This window comes from Pseudomonas sp. IT-93MI4, assembly GCF_949767635.1.
GTDB lineage: Bacteria > Pseudomonadota > Gammaproteobacteria > Pseudomonadales > Pseudomonadaceae > Aquipseudomonas > Aquipseudomonas putida_A.
In genome coordinates this window covers 55,137-68,620 of record NZ_CATKPP010000055.1, presented here as the reverse complement: position 1 = coordinate 68,620, position 13,484 = coordinate 55,137, and the positions used below count along the sequence as shown (strand labels likewise).

General features: G+C 60.0%; 17 protein-coding genes. 8 read left to right on the top strand and 9 right to left on the bottom strand.

What is annotated here, in order from left to right; translation table 11 throughout:
* Positions 1-261: a putative signal transducing protein gene (locus ACM6I7_RS21310; RefSeq protein ID WP_025109321.1), complete on the bottom strand. Its 261-nt coding sequence runs from the start codon at positions 259-261 to the stop codon at positions 1-3.
* 9 nt (positions 262-270) lie between these two features.
* Positions 271-453 carry a CPXCG motif-containing cysteine-rich protein gene (locus tag ACM6I7_RS21305; RefSeq protein ID WP_027612211.1) on the bottom strand — a complete coding sequence of 61 codons (183 nt, stop codon included), beginning with the start codon at positions 451-453 and terminating at the stop codon, positions 271-273.
* A 139-nt stretch (positions 454-592) separates the two neighbouring features.
* Between ACM6I7_RS21305 and ACM6I7_RS21300 the strand changes: the two genes are divergently transcribed.
* Positions 593-1,759 (top strand): 1-acyl-sn-glycerol-3-phosphate acyltransferase, encoded by a 1,167-nt coding sequence (locus ACM6I7_RS21300; RefSeq protein ID WP_098965560.1) that lies wholly within the window; start codon positions 593-595, stop codon positions 1,757-1,759.
* Between the two features lie 143 nt (positions 1,760-1,902).
* On the opposite strand, the gene ACM6I7_RS21295 is transcribed toward ACM6I7_RS21300, so the two are convergent.
* On the bottom strand, positions 1,903-2,181 hold the full coding sequence (locus ACM6I7_RS21295; protein WP_007967709.1) for a hypothetical protein: 279 nt from the start codon (positions 2,179-2,181) through the stop codon (positions 1,903-1,905).
* A gap of 194 nt (positions 2,182-2,375) precedes the next feature.
* On the opposite strand from ACM6I7_RS21295, the gene ACM6I7_RS21290 reads away from it, so the two are divergent.
* Positions 2,376-2,582, top strand: coding sequence for a hypothetical protein (locus ACM6I7_RS21290; RefSeq protein WP_027612213.1), 207 nt, complete (start codon positions 2,376-2,378; stop codon positions 2,580-2,582).
* Between the two features lie 192 nt (positions 2,583-2,774).
* Here the strand turns inward: ACM6I7_RS21290 and ACM6I7_RS21285 are convergent, their stop codons facing one another.
* Entirely contained in the window at positions 2,775-3,359 is a 585-nt protein-coding gene (locus tag ACM6I7_RS21285) for a YajG family lipoprotein (RefSeq protein ID WP_003228101.1), read from the bottom strand.
* Between the two features lie 203 nt (positions 3,360-3,562).
* On the opposite strand from ACM6I7_RS21285, the gene ACM6I7_RS21280 reads away from it, so the two are divergent.
* Complete coding sequence (locus ACM6I7_RS21280) at positions 3,563-3,796, top strand: hypothetical protein (RefSeq protein WP_122604814.1); 234 nt, start codon at positions 3,563-3,565, stop codon at positions 3,794-3,796.
* A 709-nt stretch (positions 3,797-4,505) separates the two neighbouring features.
* Positions 4,506-6,014, top strand: a complete 1,509-nt coding sequence (gene mqo, locus ACM6I7_RS21275) for a malate dehydrogenase (quinone) (protein ID WP_027612214.1) — start codon at positions 4,506-4,508, stop codon at positions 6,012-6,014.
* Positions 6,015-6,249: 235 nt separating this feature from the next.
* Here mqo and ACM6I7_RS21270 read toward each other — a convergent pair whose 3' ends face one another.
* The 3 genes from ACM6I7_RS21270 to ACM6I7_RS21260 all read right to left on the bottom strand — a co-directional run bounded on the left by ACM6I7_RS21270 (position 6,250) and on the right by ACM6I7_RS21260 (position 7,821).
* Positions 6,250-6,537, bottom strand: a complete 288-nt coding sequence (locus ACM6I7_RS21270; RefSeq protein ID WP_027612215.1) for a PA4642 family protein — start codon at positions 6,535-6,537, stop codon at positions 6,250-6,252.
* Positions 6,538-6,600: 63 nt separating this feature from the next.
* The gene (locus tag ACM6I7_RS21265; RefSeq protein WP_027612216.1) at positions 6,601-7,086 is read right to left on the bottom strand and encodes a hypothetical protein; all 486 of its coding nucleotides are present in this window, start codon (positions 7,084-7,086) and stop codon (positions 6,601-6,603) included.
* 177 nt (positions 7,087-7,263) lie between these two features.
* Positions 7,264-7,821: a hypoxanthine-guanine phosphoribosyltransferase gene (locus ACM6I7_RS21260; protein WP_016987197.1), complete on the bottom strand. Its 558-nt coding sequence runs from the start codon at positions 7,819-7,821 to the stop codon at positions 7,264-7,266.
* A gap of 161 nt (positions 7,822-7,982) precedes the next feature.
* Here ACM6I7_RS21260 and upp point away from each other — a divergent pair, with 161 nt between their 5' ends.
* On the top strand, positions 7,983-8,621 hold the full coding sequence (gene upp / locus ACM6I7_RS21255; protein ID WP_003228118.1) for a uracil phosphoribosyltransferase: 639 nt from the start codon (positions 7,983-7,985) through the stop codon (positions 8,619-8,621).
* A gap of 2 nt (positions 8,622-8,623) precedes the next feature.
* Entirely contained in the window at positions 8,624-9,898 is a 1,275-nt protein-coding gene (locus tag ACM6I7_RS21250) for a uracil-xanthine permease family protein (RefSeq protein ID WP_003228120.1), read from the top strand.
* Between the two features lie 118 nt (positions 9,899-10,016).
* On the opposite strand, the gene hemH is transcribed toward ACM6I7_RS21250, so the two are convergent.
* Together hemH and ACM6I7_RS21240 are read right to left on the bottom strand one after the other, a co-directional pair.
* The gene (gene hemH, locus ACM6I7_RS21245) at positions 10,017-11,042 is read right to left on the bottom strand and encodes a ferrochelatase (RefSeq protein WP_414889232.1); all 1,026 of its coding nucleotides are present in this window, start codon (positions 11,040-11,042) and stop codon (positions 10,017-10,019) included.
* A gap of 13 nt (positions 11,043-11,055) precedes the next feature.
* On the bottom strand, positions 11,056-11,958 hold the full coding sequence (locus ACM6I7_RS21240; protein ID WP_414889231.1) for a TIGR01777 family oxidoreductase: 903 nt from the start codon (positions 11,956-11,958) through the stop codon (positions 11,056-11,058).
* A gap of 197 nt (positions 11,959-12,155) precedes the next feature.
* Here ACM6I7_RS21240 and ACM6I7_RS21235 point away from each other — a divergent pair, with 197 nt between their 5' ends.
* The gene (locus tag ACM6I7_RS21235) at positions 12,156-13,142 is read left to right on the top strand and encodes an NAD(P)/FAD-dependent oxidoreductase (protein ID WP_007967686.1); all 987 of its coding nucleotides are present in this window, start codon (positions 12,156-12,158) and stop codon (positions 13,140-13,142) included.
* A complete protein-coding gene (locus tag ACM6I7_RS21230) occupies positions 13,139-13,354 on the top strand; it encodes a TIGR02450 family Trp-rich protein (RefSeq protein WP_414889230.1) in 216 nt (71 codons plus the stop codon). Before ACM6I7_RS21235 ends, ACM6I7_RS21230 begins: the two co-directional genes overlap by 4 nt.
* The last annotated feature ends 130 nt before the right edge of the window (positions 13,355-13,484 follow it).

Below are 13,484 nucleotides of genomic sequence, written 5' to 3'. Positions count from 1 at the left end.
CTAACAGACCAGCGTCCCGGGGAAGCTCTCCGGTTCATCGCCGGGCAGCGGCAGCGCGGCATTGTACGCGGTGATCAGTTCGCGGGCGTATTCGGCCTGATCGTTATCGACCGACAGGCCGAGCAGGCCGAAGATCGGCAGTTCACCGGTGCCGCCGAGCAGATCCCGGCCCACCAGATGCGCCTCGATGCCTTCACTGGCGAGCATGCCCTTGAGCATCTCGCCTTCCATCAGGTTTTCCGGCTCGTAGATTCGCTGCATGGGCGCCCCTCACTCGTTTTCGCTGAAGACTTCCAGAAACCAATCCTCGCCATGCACCTGCAATACGAACTTTATTGGCGCACAGCACACCTGACAGTCTTCGATATAGGTTTGATCACCGCCGGACAAGTCCACTGTCGTCTCGACCGTCTCCCCACAATAAGGACATTCGTATTCAGCGGCTTCCAGCATCGCGGTCTCCCAGGTGACTTGTGCGTATAATCGCCGGTCTATTTGCAGGGCTATTTTTGTCTGGCTACCTTTTCAGACCGTGCCCCGTTGGTTTTCGATCAAAACCTTTACTTACCCTAGCCGTTTCCAACAAGAGAGCATGATGGGCGAATTCGATGCCATCCGACCTTATGACGACAGCGAAGTACCTGCGGTACTGGCAAGACTGCTCGGCGACAAGGCGTTTCTAGATATCCTCACCCACTTCCGCTTCCCGCGTTTTGCCGGTGCCTTCGGCTGGATGCTCAAACCACTTATAGCCCATCGGCTGCGTCGTGAGTTTGCCGACGTGACCTCCGTGGCCACTTTGCAGGACAAAGTCGAGTTCTACGTCGACCACACCATCGAGCGCGCCACTGATGGCGTGACTTACACCGGTGTCGAGCAATTCAAATCCGGCAGCGCCTATCTGTTCATCGCCAACCACCGCGACATCGTGATGGACCCGGCCTTCGTCAACTACGCGGTGTACCACGCCGGCCTGCCGACCCCGCGCATCGCGATCGGCGACAACCTGCTGCAGAAGCCCTTCGTCAGCGACCTGATGCGCTTGAACAAGAGTTTTATCGTGCATCGCTCGATCACCGGGCGCCGCGAGAAGATGGCGGCGTATCAATTGCTGTCGGCGTACATCAACCACTCGATCCGCAACGATTGCGCCTCGATCTGGATCGCTCAGGCCGAGGGCCGGGCCAAGGACGGCGACGACCGTACCGAATCGGCGATCCTCAAGATGTTCCACATGAGCCGCAAGGACGAGCCGTTCGGCGAAGTGATTCAGTCGCTGAACCTGACCCCGGTGTCGATCAGCTACGAATACGACCCGTGCGACCAGGCCAAGGCCCGCGAGCTGTACATCCGCGCCACCACCGGCACCTACGCCAAGGCGCCGGGCGAGGATGACGTGAGCATTGCCAAGGGCATCACCGGCTACAAGGGCCGGGTGCACGTGAACTTCGCTGCGCCGATCACCGAGCTGTTCGAAGACACCAAGCAATTGGCGGTCGAGATGGACAAGCAGATTCTCGGCGGATATCGCCTGTTCCCGGTGCATTACCTGGCGTATGCGATGTGGGCCGATGCCGATCCGCAATTGAACGTGCCGAAGGCTGCCGAGCTGTTCCCGGCGGATGAACTGGCCAAGGCGCAGGAAGAATGGCAGCGCCGACTGGATGCCTGCCCTGAGGAGCACCGTCCGTATCTGGTGCTGCAATATGCGACGCCGGTGCGCAATCAGTACCGCGTAAAAGCGGGGTTGCCGTTGTAAGCAGGCATAGCGGAGCCCCTGTGGCGAGGGGATTTATCCCCGATGGGTCGCGAAGCGGCCCCAGGATTCTGCCTGAATAATCATGGGCCTGCTGCGCAGGCCATCGGGGATAAATCCCCTCGCCACAAGGTTTTGCATTCACTTCAGAAGCGCGTGCTGATCCAGGAAACGATCAGGGCCAGGCCAAGGCAGGCAAAACCGAAGCGGTAGAAAAAGCGGTTCATGCGCAACGTCGCCCAATCCAGAATCGGTTCGGCATTCGGTTGAGCCTGGCGTTGCGCGGCGATGCTGGCCATGGCGCGTTGTTCACGACGGCGGGTCGCGTGCAGCAGCCAACTGCCCGGGAAGGCCAGAGCCAACGCCAGCAGGTTGATCAATTTGGCGGGATGGGCGGTAAACAGCGTCATCAAGTGCAGCGACATCACAGACCTCGGAACTGAATCGGTGTGGCAGACGCCCGTTCGACGACTGCGGCGCGGATTCTACCGAAACACTCCGCCACCACCCTACCCTTTGCGACAAATAACCTGACAATCGACCGATGGCTGTCCTGTGTCACGGCATCGTCATTTACATCGGCCACCATGCGCGCCTCGAAACACACATGGAACGCGACATGCTGCACGCCGAAAACCAGGATCGCCTGTACCTCATCACCCCGACCGACGAACAACAAAGCCTCGTCGGCAGCCTCGCCTTCAATGTTCAGGATCGCCACTGGCTGGTGTATTGCGCCCTCGGCGGGCATCAGCATGCGGATTTGCCGGAGACGGATTTGCTGACCGGTGTGAGTGTCCTCGACTTCTACTCCCAGGCTGCCTGACACACGCCTGTCCCTGTGGGAGGGGGCTTGCTCCCGAAGACTGAGTGTCAGTCGACTTCTGAGTTGACTGATCCACCGCTTTCGGGAGCAAGCCCCCTCCCACAGTTGTATGAGTATTCAGATAAATTGTGTGGCCACAAAAAAGCCCGGAGCCATCACTGGCGCCGGGCTTTTTCACATCAACCGCACAGCTTACTCGGCGAGGATCTGACCCACGGTCGGGTCCTTGAACAGGCGAGTCAACGCATCGCTCAACACGTCGCTGACCAGCTTGGTGTTGGTTTCCTGGTTCGGCGCCATGCCGAAGCGCTGGTCCAGCGAAGCGCCGTAGCGGCCGCTGTAGCGACGGTTGCCGCTCTGCACGTCGGAGCGGAAGGTCGCGCCGATGGTGGCTTCGGTCACGTACATGCCTTCTTTCGGCGACTGGTACTTCAGCTCGGTCAGGGTCACGGTCAGTTGCGGAGCGTTCATCCCGTTGCTGGTCGGGGTGAAGCCGAGCAGACGTACGGCGGCTTCAGCCTGCGCCTGCAACTTGGGCAGGATCTGCTCGCGCTGCACGGTGATCGCGCTGGTTTCCGGGTACAGGCCGCCGCGGGTGCCGAGGGTTGGCGACGGACGACCGTCAACCACACGCACCACCACTTGCTGGCCATGGCCGACCGGGGCCAACTGCGTGGTCAGCTTCGGTTCCGGGCTCAGTTGTTGCGGGCTGTGGGCGCAGCCAACCAGGGTCAAACTGGTCACAGTGATCAAACCGAACAACAGGCGTTGCAACATGCTCTTTTCTCCAGAATCAGGCACAAACAGGCCGGCAGTATAGCGGTGGGCCACTGCGGGTCACCAGCACCCGACAGTGAATACTCAAATGTCTGACCCAGCCGTGGGAATGCGGTTCCTGTCACAGATTATTCACCGCCCATACACCTTGGCGTCACGGCCGCCTGGCAAGCTTCACACCAGTCCCCAACAAGGTACTCGCCATGCGCTATCTGATCTCGTTGTTCGCTCCACGCCCGCTGCACCGCAGCTTTGCCCTGCTCGACCGCAACGGTCATTGCCAGGCATTCAAGCAATGCAGCCTGCAACCGATGGGCGATGGCTGGGTGGAAATCGAAGAAATCCGACTCAACTGGTTGCACCAGCCACTGCCCGCCAGCGCCCGCGTCATAGCGTCGCAGCCCCGCGCACGCGTGCACGCGATGTTGAGCATCTGACCGGATGCCTAATAAAAGTCATTAAACACGAGCAACTGCCCGCATTTCTTCGATACAATCTCACCCCGATTATAAGGACGTCTCCTGATCGGGCCCCGCAACACCGGCAATGCCCAGCATTAGCCATCAAAATCGCCCACAGAGAGCCGCCCACACAGATCGAGTGAAGTTGGCGTGCTTGCCTGTTCTTCCGGCAAAAAACCCGCTTTTCGCGAATCTGCAGAGCTGTCATGACGCTCGGCCACCGCGTTGTTTTGCCCTTGCGGGCAGGGTGCCAGGCCTGGACAGCCCTTTTTTGAGGTTCACGTCTTCAAAAGAGCGTGAAAAAAACGGGTTTTCACAACTTCACAAGAGTGTGGCGAGCAAATGAAAAGTTTTGCGTCTGAACATGCACCATTAGCGTCTGAAACAGCCCAACGACACAGGACCGGGTACACCTCGAATATCGGAGCCTGAAGCCTGTCCGCTACGGATTTGGTTGCACAAAAACGGATGTCTCGACCATAAGTCGAATTGCCAGCCGCGTGCCGAAATGAGTTCATGGAGCTCTTGAAGCCAGGCCGCATGCATCCGTCGAAGTTGCGAAAAATTGCGAAGATTCGGACATGACGAACCTGACCATGGGTATCCGGGGCGCAACTGACCTGCCCCGCCACTCCCTGGCAGCCATGCCGACAATTTGGTGCTGCAGATTTTGGAGACGCGTTAAATGGCGCATAACGAAGCAGTCGACGTAGTTCTGGTTGGGGCGGGCATCATGAGTGCCACCCTGGCAGTACTGCTCAAAGAGCTCGACCCGGCGATCAAGCTGGAAGTCGTCGAGTTGATGGATTCCGGTGCTGCGGAGAGTTCCAACCCGTGGAACAACGCCGGTACCGGCCACGCCGGCCTGTGCGAGCTGAACTACACGCCGCAGGCAGCCGACGGCAGCGTCGACATCAAGAAAGCCGTGCACATCAACACCCAGTTCGAAGTGTCCAAACAGTTCTGGTCGTACCTGACCAAGAAAGGCACCTTCGGCTCGTGCAAATCCTTCATCAGCCCGGTGCCGCACCTGAGCTTCGTTCAGGGTGACAAAGGCGTGTCGTTCCTCAAGGAACGCTTCAACGTGCTGCACAAGCACCACGCCTTCTCCGACATGGAATACACCGAAGACAAGGCCAAGATGGCCGAGTGGATGCCGCTGATGATGCCGGGCCGCTCGCCGGACGAAGTCCTGGCCGCTACCCGCGTGATGAATGGCACCGACGTCAACTTCGGCGCCCTGACCAATCAGTTGCTCAAGCACCTGACGAGCGCACCGGACACCCAGGTCAAATACTGCAAGCGCGTCACCGGCCTCAAGCGTAACGGCGCCGGCTGGACCGTCAGCATCAAGGACGTCAACAGCGGCGCCAGCCGTGAAGTCGACGCCAAGTTCGTCTTCCTCGGCGCTGGCGGCGCGGCTCTGCCGCTGCTGCAGGCTTCGGGCATCGAAGAAAGCAAAGGCTTCGGCGGCTTCCCGATCAGCGGGCAATGGCTGCGTTGCGACAACCCGGAAGTGGTCAAGCACCACCAGGCCAAGGTCTACAGCCAGGCGGCAGTCGGTTCGCCACCAATGTCGGTGCCGCACCTGGACACCCGTGTGGTCGATGGCAAGAAATCCCTGCTGTTCGGGCCATACGCCGGTTTCACCACCAAGTTCCTCAAGCACGGTTCCTTCATGGACCTGCCGCTGTCGGTTCGCGCCGGCAACATCGGCCCGATGCTGGCAGTGGCGAAAAACAACATGGACCTGACCAAGTACCTGGTCAGCGAAGTGATGCAATCGATGGAGCAGCGTCTGGAATCCCTGCGCCGCTTCTACCCTGAGGCGAAAGCCGAGGACTGGCGCCTGGAAGTGGCCGGCCAACGGGTACAGATCATCAAGAAAGACCCGAAAAAGGGCGGCATCCTGCAATTCGGTACCGAACTGGTTGCGGCGAAAGACGGCTCCCTCGCCGCCCTGCTCGGCGCTTCGCCAGGTGCTTCGGTAACCGTTTCGATCATGCTCGAGCTGATCGAGAAATGCTTCCCGGCCAAGGCCAAGGGTGAGTGGGCGGCCAAACTGGCGGAAATCTTCCCGGCCCGCGAGAAGGTTCTGGAAACCGATGCTGCGCTGTATCGCAAGATCAACACGCAGAACAACATCGCCCTGGAACTGGTTGAAGAAAGCAGCGAGACCCCAAGCTTCGCTTGATCTTGCGCCATAAAAAAACGCCCCGTACTCGGTGAGTGCGGGGCGTTTTTTTTGCTGGGATAAAACCAATACTGCTGGCTCACCAGCACTTGTGGTGAGGGGATTTATCCCCGATCGGCTGCGCAGCAGTCGCAAAACCATTGATGCGATTTACCTGACACCCTTGCACTCAGGCTTCGGGGCCGCTACGCAGCCCATCGGGGATAAATCCCCTCGCCACAGATATCGGGTGATCTCAACCGCGAGCCTTGTCGATCAGCTCGATGTATTCCGGGGCATTACGCTGATCCTTGATCTGATCAACAAACGTTTGGCCCTGCGCGTCCTTGCCATCCACGTCGTAACCGGCCGCCACGAAGAACGTCAGGAAGCGCTCGAAATCGTCGATGCGCAGGCCACGGTAGGCCTTGATCAGTTTGTGCAGCGACGGCGAAGTGGCGTCGACCGGTTCAAAATCGAGGAACAGCTTGATCTGCTCATCGCCGATCTCGTCACCAATCACCTGTTTCTTATCTTTACGCATTGCCGACTCCAGCTCGCAGACATTACACGGGGCGGGCAGTTTACCCCTGCCCAGCCACCAGGCTCAACGCGCACGAACGGCCCCGGTGTGCAGATCGGCCCAGATGTGACCGTTGGCGTAACTGAGGAACTGTACATACACCGTGTCGTTGCGCAGCAAATCGATCACAACCCGGTACTGGGCCAGCGGGTAAAACAGGGTCAGGGTTTTGCTCTTGTCGTCATAAGCCGGTTTTTTCAGGCTTTTGCTTTCGCCATCGAAATTGACCAGCACCTGGGCGATGGTTGCGCCCTTGTTCAGCGACTTACCCTTGAGGCGAATCATCAGCGGTGAAGTGACCGGAATCGGCTGCTGATTGGACTGGCGTTGCGCACCGACCACCACCGAATAATCGGTGACCTGCAGCAGTTGTTGCTGCTCGGGTTCGGCATCGCGCAGGGTCAGGTCGTCCGGCGGCAGGAATTGACTGTGCATCGGTGCCGGGGCGGCGGCCAGAGGCAGGCTGAGGGTCAGCAACAGGGCGGCAAGGCTGCGGATCAAGAGGCTCATGACAGGCTCCGGGGGCGGGGCCGAGCACTCTAGCATGGGTGTAGCAGATGGATCAGCACACACAAAACAACTGTGGGAGTGAGCCTGCTCGCGATAGCGTCGTATCAGTCAACATCAACATTGCTGACAGACCGCTTTCGCGAGCAGGCTCGCTCCCACAAGGGATAGCGCGGGGTCTTACATGCCTTTAACGGCAAAGATCCCGTTGGCGTTGCGCCAGTAGCCTTTGTAGTCCATGCCGTAACCGAAGATGTAGCGGTCAATGCACGGCAGGCCGACGAAGTCTGCCTTCAGATCAGGACGCGCCTTGCGGTCGTGATCCTTGTCGATCAGCACGGCGGTGTGCACTTTGCGTGCGCCGGCGTGTTTGCAGAAGTCGATGATCGCGCCCAGGGTGTGACCTTCGTCGAGGATGTCGTCGATGATCAGCACGTCGCGGTCGATGAACGAGACTTCCGGCTTGGCTTTCCAGAACAGGTCGCCGCCGCTGGTTTCGTTGCGATAACGGGTCGCGTGCAGGTAGGACGCTTCCAGCGGGAATTGCAGGTGAGTCAGCAGTTTGCCGGAGAAGATCAGGCCGCCGTTCATCACGCAGAACACCACCGGGTTGCTATCGGCCAGTTGTTCGTTGATTTGTGCACCGACGCGGGCGATGGCGGCCTCGACTTCAGATTCGGTGTACAGGCAGTCAGCCTCTCGCATGATTTGACGGATATGCTCGAGATCAGCGGACATGGCGCTCTCCAGGGGGATGTTTTCGGAAAAGCGGGCAAAGGTACGCATCCCGTGAGGTCGAATCAAGCCTTAATGGACTAACGTACTCAATGTCCTATAGGACATCACCCTCGGATAGATTAATCTAGGCCGGTTTTTTTGCCCGCCGCCGGAGTTTTTCCATGCCCATCCTCGAGATCCGCCACCCGCTGATCCGCCATAAACTCGGCCTGATGCGCCGCGCCGATATCAGCACCAAGAATTTCCGTGAGCTTGCTCAGGAAGTCGGCGCCCTGTTGACCTATGAAGCTACAAAAGATCTGCCGCTCGAATCCTACGATATCGCCGGTTGGTGCGGCACTGTGTCGGTGGAAAAAATCGCCGGCAAGAAGATCACCGTCGTGCCGATCCTGCGCGCCGGCATCGGCATGCTCGAAGGCGTGCTGAGCCTGATCCCGGGTGCCAAGGTTTCCGCTGTGGGCGTTGCCCGCAATGAAGAAACCCTGCAAGCACACACTTATCTGGAAAAACTGGTTCCGGAAATCGACGAACGGCTGGCGATGATCATCGACCCGATGCTCGCCACCGGTAGCTCCATGGTCGCGACCATCGATCTGCTGAAGAAAGCCGGCTGCAAGGACATCCGCGCGATGGTGCTGGTCGCCGCGCCGGAAGGCATTGCCGCGGTGGAACAGGCTCACCCGGACGTGACCATCTACACCGCTTCCATCGATGAGCGTCTGAACGAACACGGTTACATCATCCCAGGGCTTGGCGATGCCGGTGACAAGATCTTCGGTACCAAGCAGAAGGACGCGTGAGCATGCAGCAAGAGTTCAACGATCCGCTCTGGCGCACGGTGCTGTCCGGCGCCCAGATGCTGTTCGTGGCTTTCGGCGCCCTGGTGCTGATGCCGCTGATCACCGGGCTTGACCCGAACGTGGCACTGTTTACCGCGGGTCTGGGGACGATCCTGTTCCAGATCGTCACCGGGCGTCAGGTGCCGGTGTTCCTCGCGTCGAGCTTTGCCTTCATCACCCCGATCATTCTCGCCAAGGGCCAGTTCGGCCTCGCCGCGACCATGGGCGGCGTGATGGCAGCCGGTTTCGTCTACACCTTCCTCGGCCTCGCCGTGAAAATCAAAGGCACCGGTTTCATTGACCGTCTGCTGCCGCCAGTGGTGATTGGTCCGGTGATCATCTCCATCGGTCTGGCCATGGCGCCGATTGCCGCGAACATGGCGATGGGCAAGGCGGGTGACGGTTCCGAGCTGATCCACTACCAGACCGCGATGATGATCTCGATGCCGGCCCTGCTGACCACGTTGATCGTGGCGGTGTTCGGTAAAGGCATCTTCCGTCTGGTGCCGATCATTTCCGGGGTGCTGGTCGGTTTTGCCATGTCGTTCTATTTCGGCGTGGTCGATACCGCGAAGATTGCGGCGGCGCCATGGTTCGCCCTGCCGCACTTCACCGCACCCGAGTTCAACTGGCAGGCGATCCTGTTCATCGTTCCCGTGGCGCTGGCTCCGGCCATTGAGCACATCGGTGGCGTGATCGCAGTCGGCAGCGTGACCGGTCGTGACTACCTGAAAAAGCCTGGCCTGCATCGCACCCTGCTCGGTGACGGCATCGCCACCACGGCGGCCGGTCTGTTTGGCGGCCCGCCGAACACCACCTACGCCGAAGTGACCGGCGCGGTGATGCTGACCAAGAACTACAACCCGAAAATCATGACCTGGGCGGCGATCTTCGCCATCACCCTGGCGTTCATCGGCAAGTTCGGCGCGCTGCTGCAAAGCATTCCGGTGCCGGTGATGGGCGGGATTCTGTGCCTGCTGTTCGGCTCGATCGCGGCGGTGGGGATGAACACCCTGATCCGCCACAAGATCGACCTCGGTGAGGCGCGCAACCTGGTGATCGTGTCGGTGACCCTGGTGTTCGGTATCGGCGGTGTGCTGGTCGGCACCGGTACTGGCCCGGACGACTTCGGCCTCAAAGGCATCGCGCTGTGCGCGGTGGTGGCGATTGCGCTGAACCTGATTCTGCCGGGCAATGATGGCTGGAAGAACAAGAAGGCGGATGAGCCGCTGATCTAAGGGTCTGGATGCTTGTTGTCTGACAGATAGCTTTCGCGAGCAAGCCCGCTCCCACAGGGGATCTTCAGCGTACCGAAGATCAAATGTGGGAGCGGGCTTGCTCGCGAAGCTTTTGGCTTTAAAGCGCCAACGGCGCTCTCTCGCACAGGGTCGCCAACGCCTTCGCCCATTGCGGGTCGTCATTCAGGCACGGCACCAGCACCAGCTCCTCGCCCCCCGCTTCGCGGAACTGTTCCTTGCCGCGATCACCGATCTCTTCCAGCGTCTCGATGCAATCGGCGACAAACGCCGGGCACATCACCAGAATCTTCTTCACGCCGCTTTGCGCCAGCTCGTCCAGCCGCGCTTCGGTGTAGGGTTCGATCCACTTGGCTCGCCCCAGACGCGACTGAAACGACACCGACCATTTGCCATCGGCAATGCCCGCGCGCTTGGCGAACTCGGCGGCGGTGCGTATGCACTGGGCGCGGTAACAGGTGGCCAGGACTGCCGGCGAGGCATTCTTGCAGCAATCCACGTTTTTCAAGCAGTGACTGCCGGTCGGATCGAGCTTGGTCAGGTGCCGCTCCGGCAAGCCATGGAAGCTCAGCAGCAAGTGATCGTAGTCCTGCTGCAAATGCGGGGTAGCGCTGGCGACCAGCGCGTCGATGTACTCAGGCTGATCGTAAAACGGTTGCAACACTGAAAGCTGCACATCGAGTTTGTTCTCGCGAATCACTCGCTTGGCTTCTTCGATCACCGTGGTCGTGGTGCTGTCGGCGAACTGTGGATACAGCGGTGCCAGCGTGATGCGCTTGTGCCCCGCCGCCACCAGTTGCAGCAATTTGGTTTCAATCGACGGCTCGCCATAACGCATGGCCAGTTCCACCGGGCCGTGGGTCCACTGGGTGGTCATCTGCTGCTGCAGACGACGGCTGAGCACCACCAGCGGCGAGCCCTCCTCCCACCAGATCGAAGCGTAGGCATGGGCCGATTGCTCGGGGCGCTTGATCAGGATCAGCGACACCAACAGCCGCCGCACCGGCCACGGCAGGTCGATCACATAGGGGTCCATCAGAAATTGATTGAGGTAGCTGCGTACATCGGCCACCGAGGTGGAGGCCGGGGAACCCAGGTTGACCAGAAGCAAGGCGTGATCGGTCATGCATCGTCCTATTTCAAAGGCGGCCGGAGAGATCATCCAAAGCCGCGCGCAAATCCGTGAACTGGAAAGTGAAACCCGCTTCCAGCAAGCGTGCCGGCACGGCCCGTTGGCCACCCAGCAACAGCAATGACATTTCGCCAAGCCCGACCTTCAGCGCCAGGGCCGGCATCGGCATGAACGCCGGGCGGTGCAGTACGCTGCCCAGCGTCTTGGCAAACTCGCGATTGCGCACCGGTTTCGGTGCGCAGGCATTATAAGGACCGCTCGCCTGATCGCGGTGCAGAAGAAAATCAATCAGGGCGATTTGATCATCGATGTGAATCCACGGCATCCACTGCCGACCATTGCCCAGCGGCCCACCCAACCCGAGTTTGAACGGCAGCAACAGCCGCGACAAAAAGCCGCCCTCGGCCGACAGCACCAGCCCGGTTCGCACCAGCACCACGCGGATGCCCTGACCTTCGGCACGCTGGGCGGTTTCCTCCCAGGCAATGCACAACTGACTGGCAAAATCGTCGATCACTGGCGGCGACTCTTCGGTCAGCTCGCGCTCACCGCCGTCGCCATACCAGCCGACAGCAGAACCGGAGATCAACAACGCCGGTTTCTGCTGCCGTGTTTCCAGCCAGGCCAGCAGGGTTTCGGTGAGGGTGATGCGGCTGCTCCACAGCAACGCCTTGCGCCGATGGGTCCATGGCCGATCAGCGATCGGTGCACCGGCCAGGTTGACCACCGCGTCCAGCGGCGCGTTGCCGAAGTCTTCCAGACGCGCAATCGCGCGCACCTGCGCGCCACAGATTTTCGCGACCTTTTCCGGGCGTCGACTCCACACCGTCAATTGATGGCCCTGCCCCGACCAGTGTCGGCAGAGCTGACGGCCTATCAAACCAGTACCGCCGGTCAGCAATATGCGCATGACTTCTTCCTCGCGTGGCGTTTTACCCGGATCACTAGTCTATTTTTATAAGCAGGGATCTTTTCTATCGGGCAGGCTCTATTGTTTAACCATAGGCCAAGCTGTCAGAACGAGAACGCTAGAAGTTATACCAAAAAACAAAATTGTACAGGTTTCATTGACGGCGTAGTCTGTACAGAAAGGTAAACGAGGCCCCTATGACTGTACCTATCGCAATCATCGGCACCGGCATCGCCGGACTCTCCGCCGCGCAGGCGCTGACAGAGGCCGGACACACCGTCCAGCTCTTCGACAAAAGCCGCGGCAGTGGCGGACGCATGTCGAGCAAACGCAGCGACGCCGGTTCGCTGGACATGGGCGCGCAATACTTCACCGCCCGCGACCGGCGTTTCGTCACCGAGGTGCAACGCTGGCAAAGCCTGGGCTGGGTCGCCGAGTGGACGCCGCAGCTCTACACCTTTCAGGGCGGGCAACTGAACCTGTCGCCGGACGAACAGACGCGCTGGGTCGGCACGCCACGCATGAGCGCGATCACCCGGGGTTTGCTCGACGGTCTGGAAGTGCACTTCGCCTGCCGTATCACCGAGGTGTTTCGCGGTGAAGAACACTGGCACCTGCAGGACGCCGAAGGCTTCACCCACGGTCCTTTCAGTCACGTGGTGATTGCAACGCCAGCGCCGCAAGCCACGGCGTTGCTGGCTGCCGCACCAAAACTCGCTGGCGCCGCCGCCGGAGTGAAAATGGACCCGACCTGGGCCGTTGCCCTCGCCTTCGATACGCCACTGGATACACCGATCGAAGGTTGCTTCGTGCAGGACAGTCCCATCGACTGGCTGGCACGCAACCGCAGTAAACCGGGGCGCGATACCACCTGCGACACCTGGGTGCTGCATGCCAGCAGCGCCTGGAGTCGGCAACACATCGACCTGTCCAAGGAAGCGGTCATCGAGCAACTGCACGGCGCATTCGCCGAACTGCTGCACAGCGCGATGCCCGCTCCGACTTTCAGCCTCGCCCACCGCTGGCTCTACGCACGCCCTGCGACCGGCCACGAATGGGGCACGCTGGCCGACGCCGATCTGGGCTTGTACGCCTGCGGCGACTGGTGCCTGTCGGGGCGTGTCGAAGGGGCCTGGCTCAGTGGCCAGGAAGCTGCACGCCGCTTGCACGAACACCTGCAATGAATCGCATCAATCCGCAAAAATTGCTGCTGTCGAAGTGGACAGCAGGCCACCCGCAAAACCGCGAAAAACATTTTCTGGTCACCGAACTGTTCCGGGATGAGGAAGGCACGGTGCTGGAGATTGAGTTGCAGGCGGTGCTGACCAAGCGCGCCGAACGCCTCGATTGGCAGACGTTGAAGAACAACGATCACTGGTTACTGGGCTGGCAATAAAGATCCTGTAGGAGTGAGCCTGCTCGCGATGGCGTCGCATCATTCAACATCAATGCTGCCTCCCACAGTCGATCGTGGTTAACCTGGAAAAACTTATACAAATGAGTTGACTTGTACACGCATGAATCTA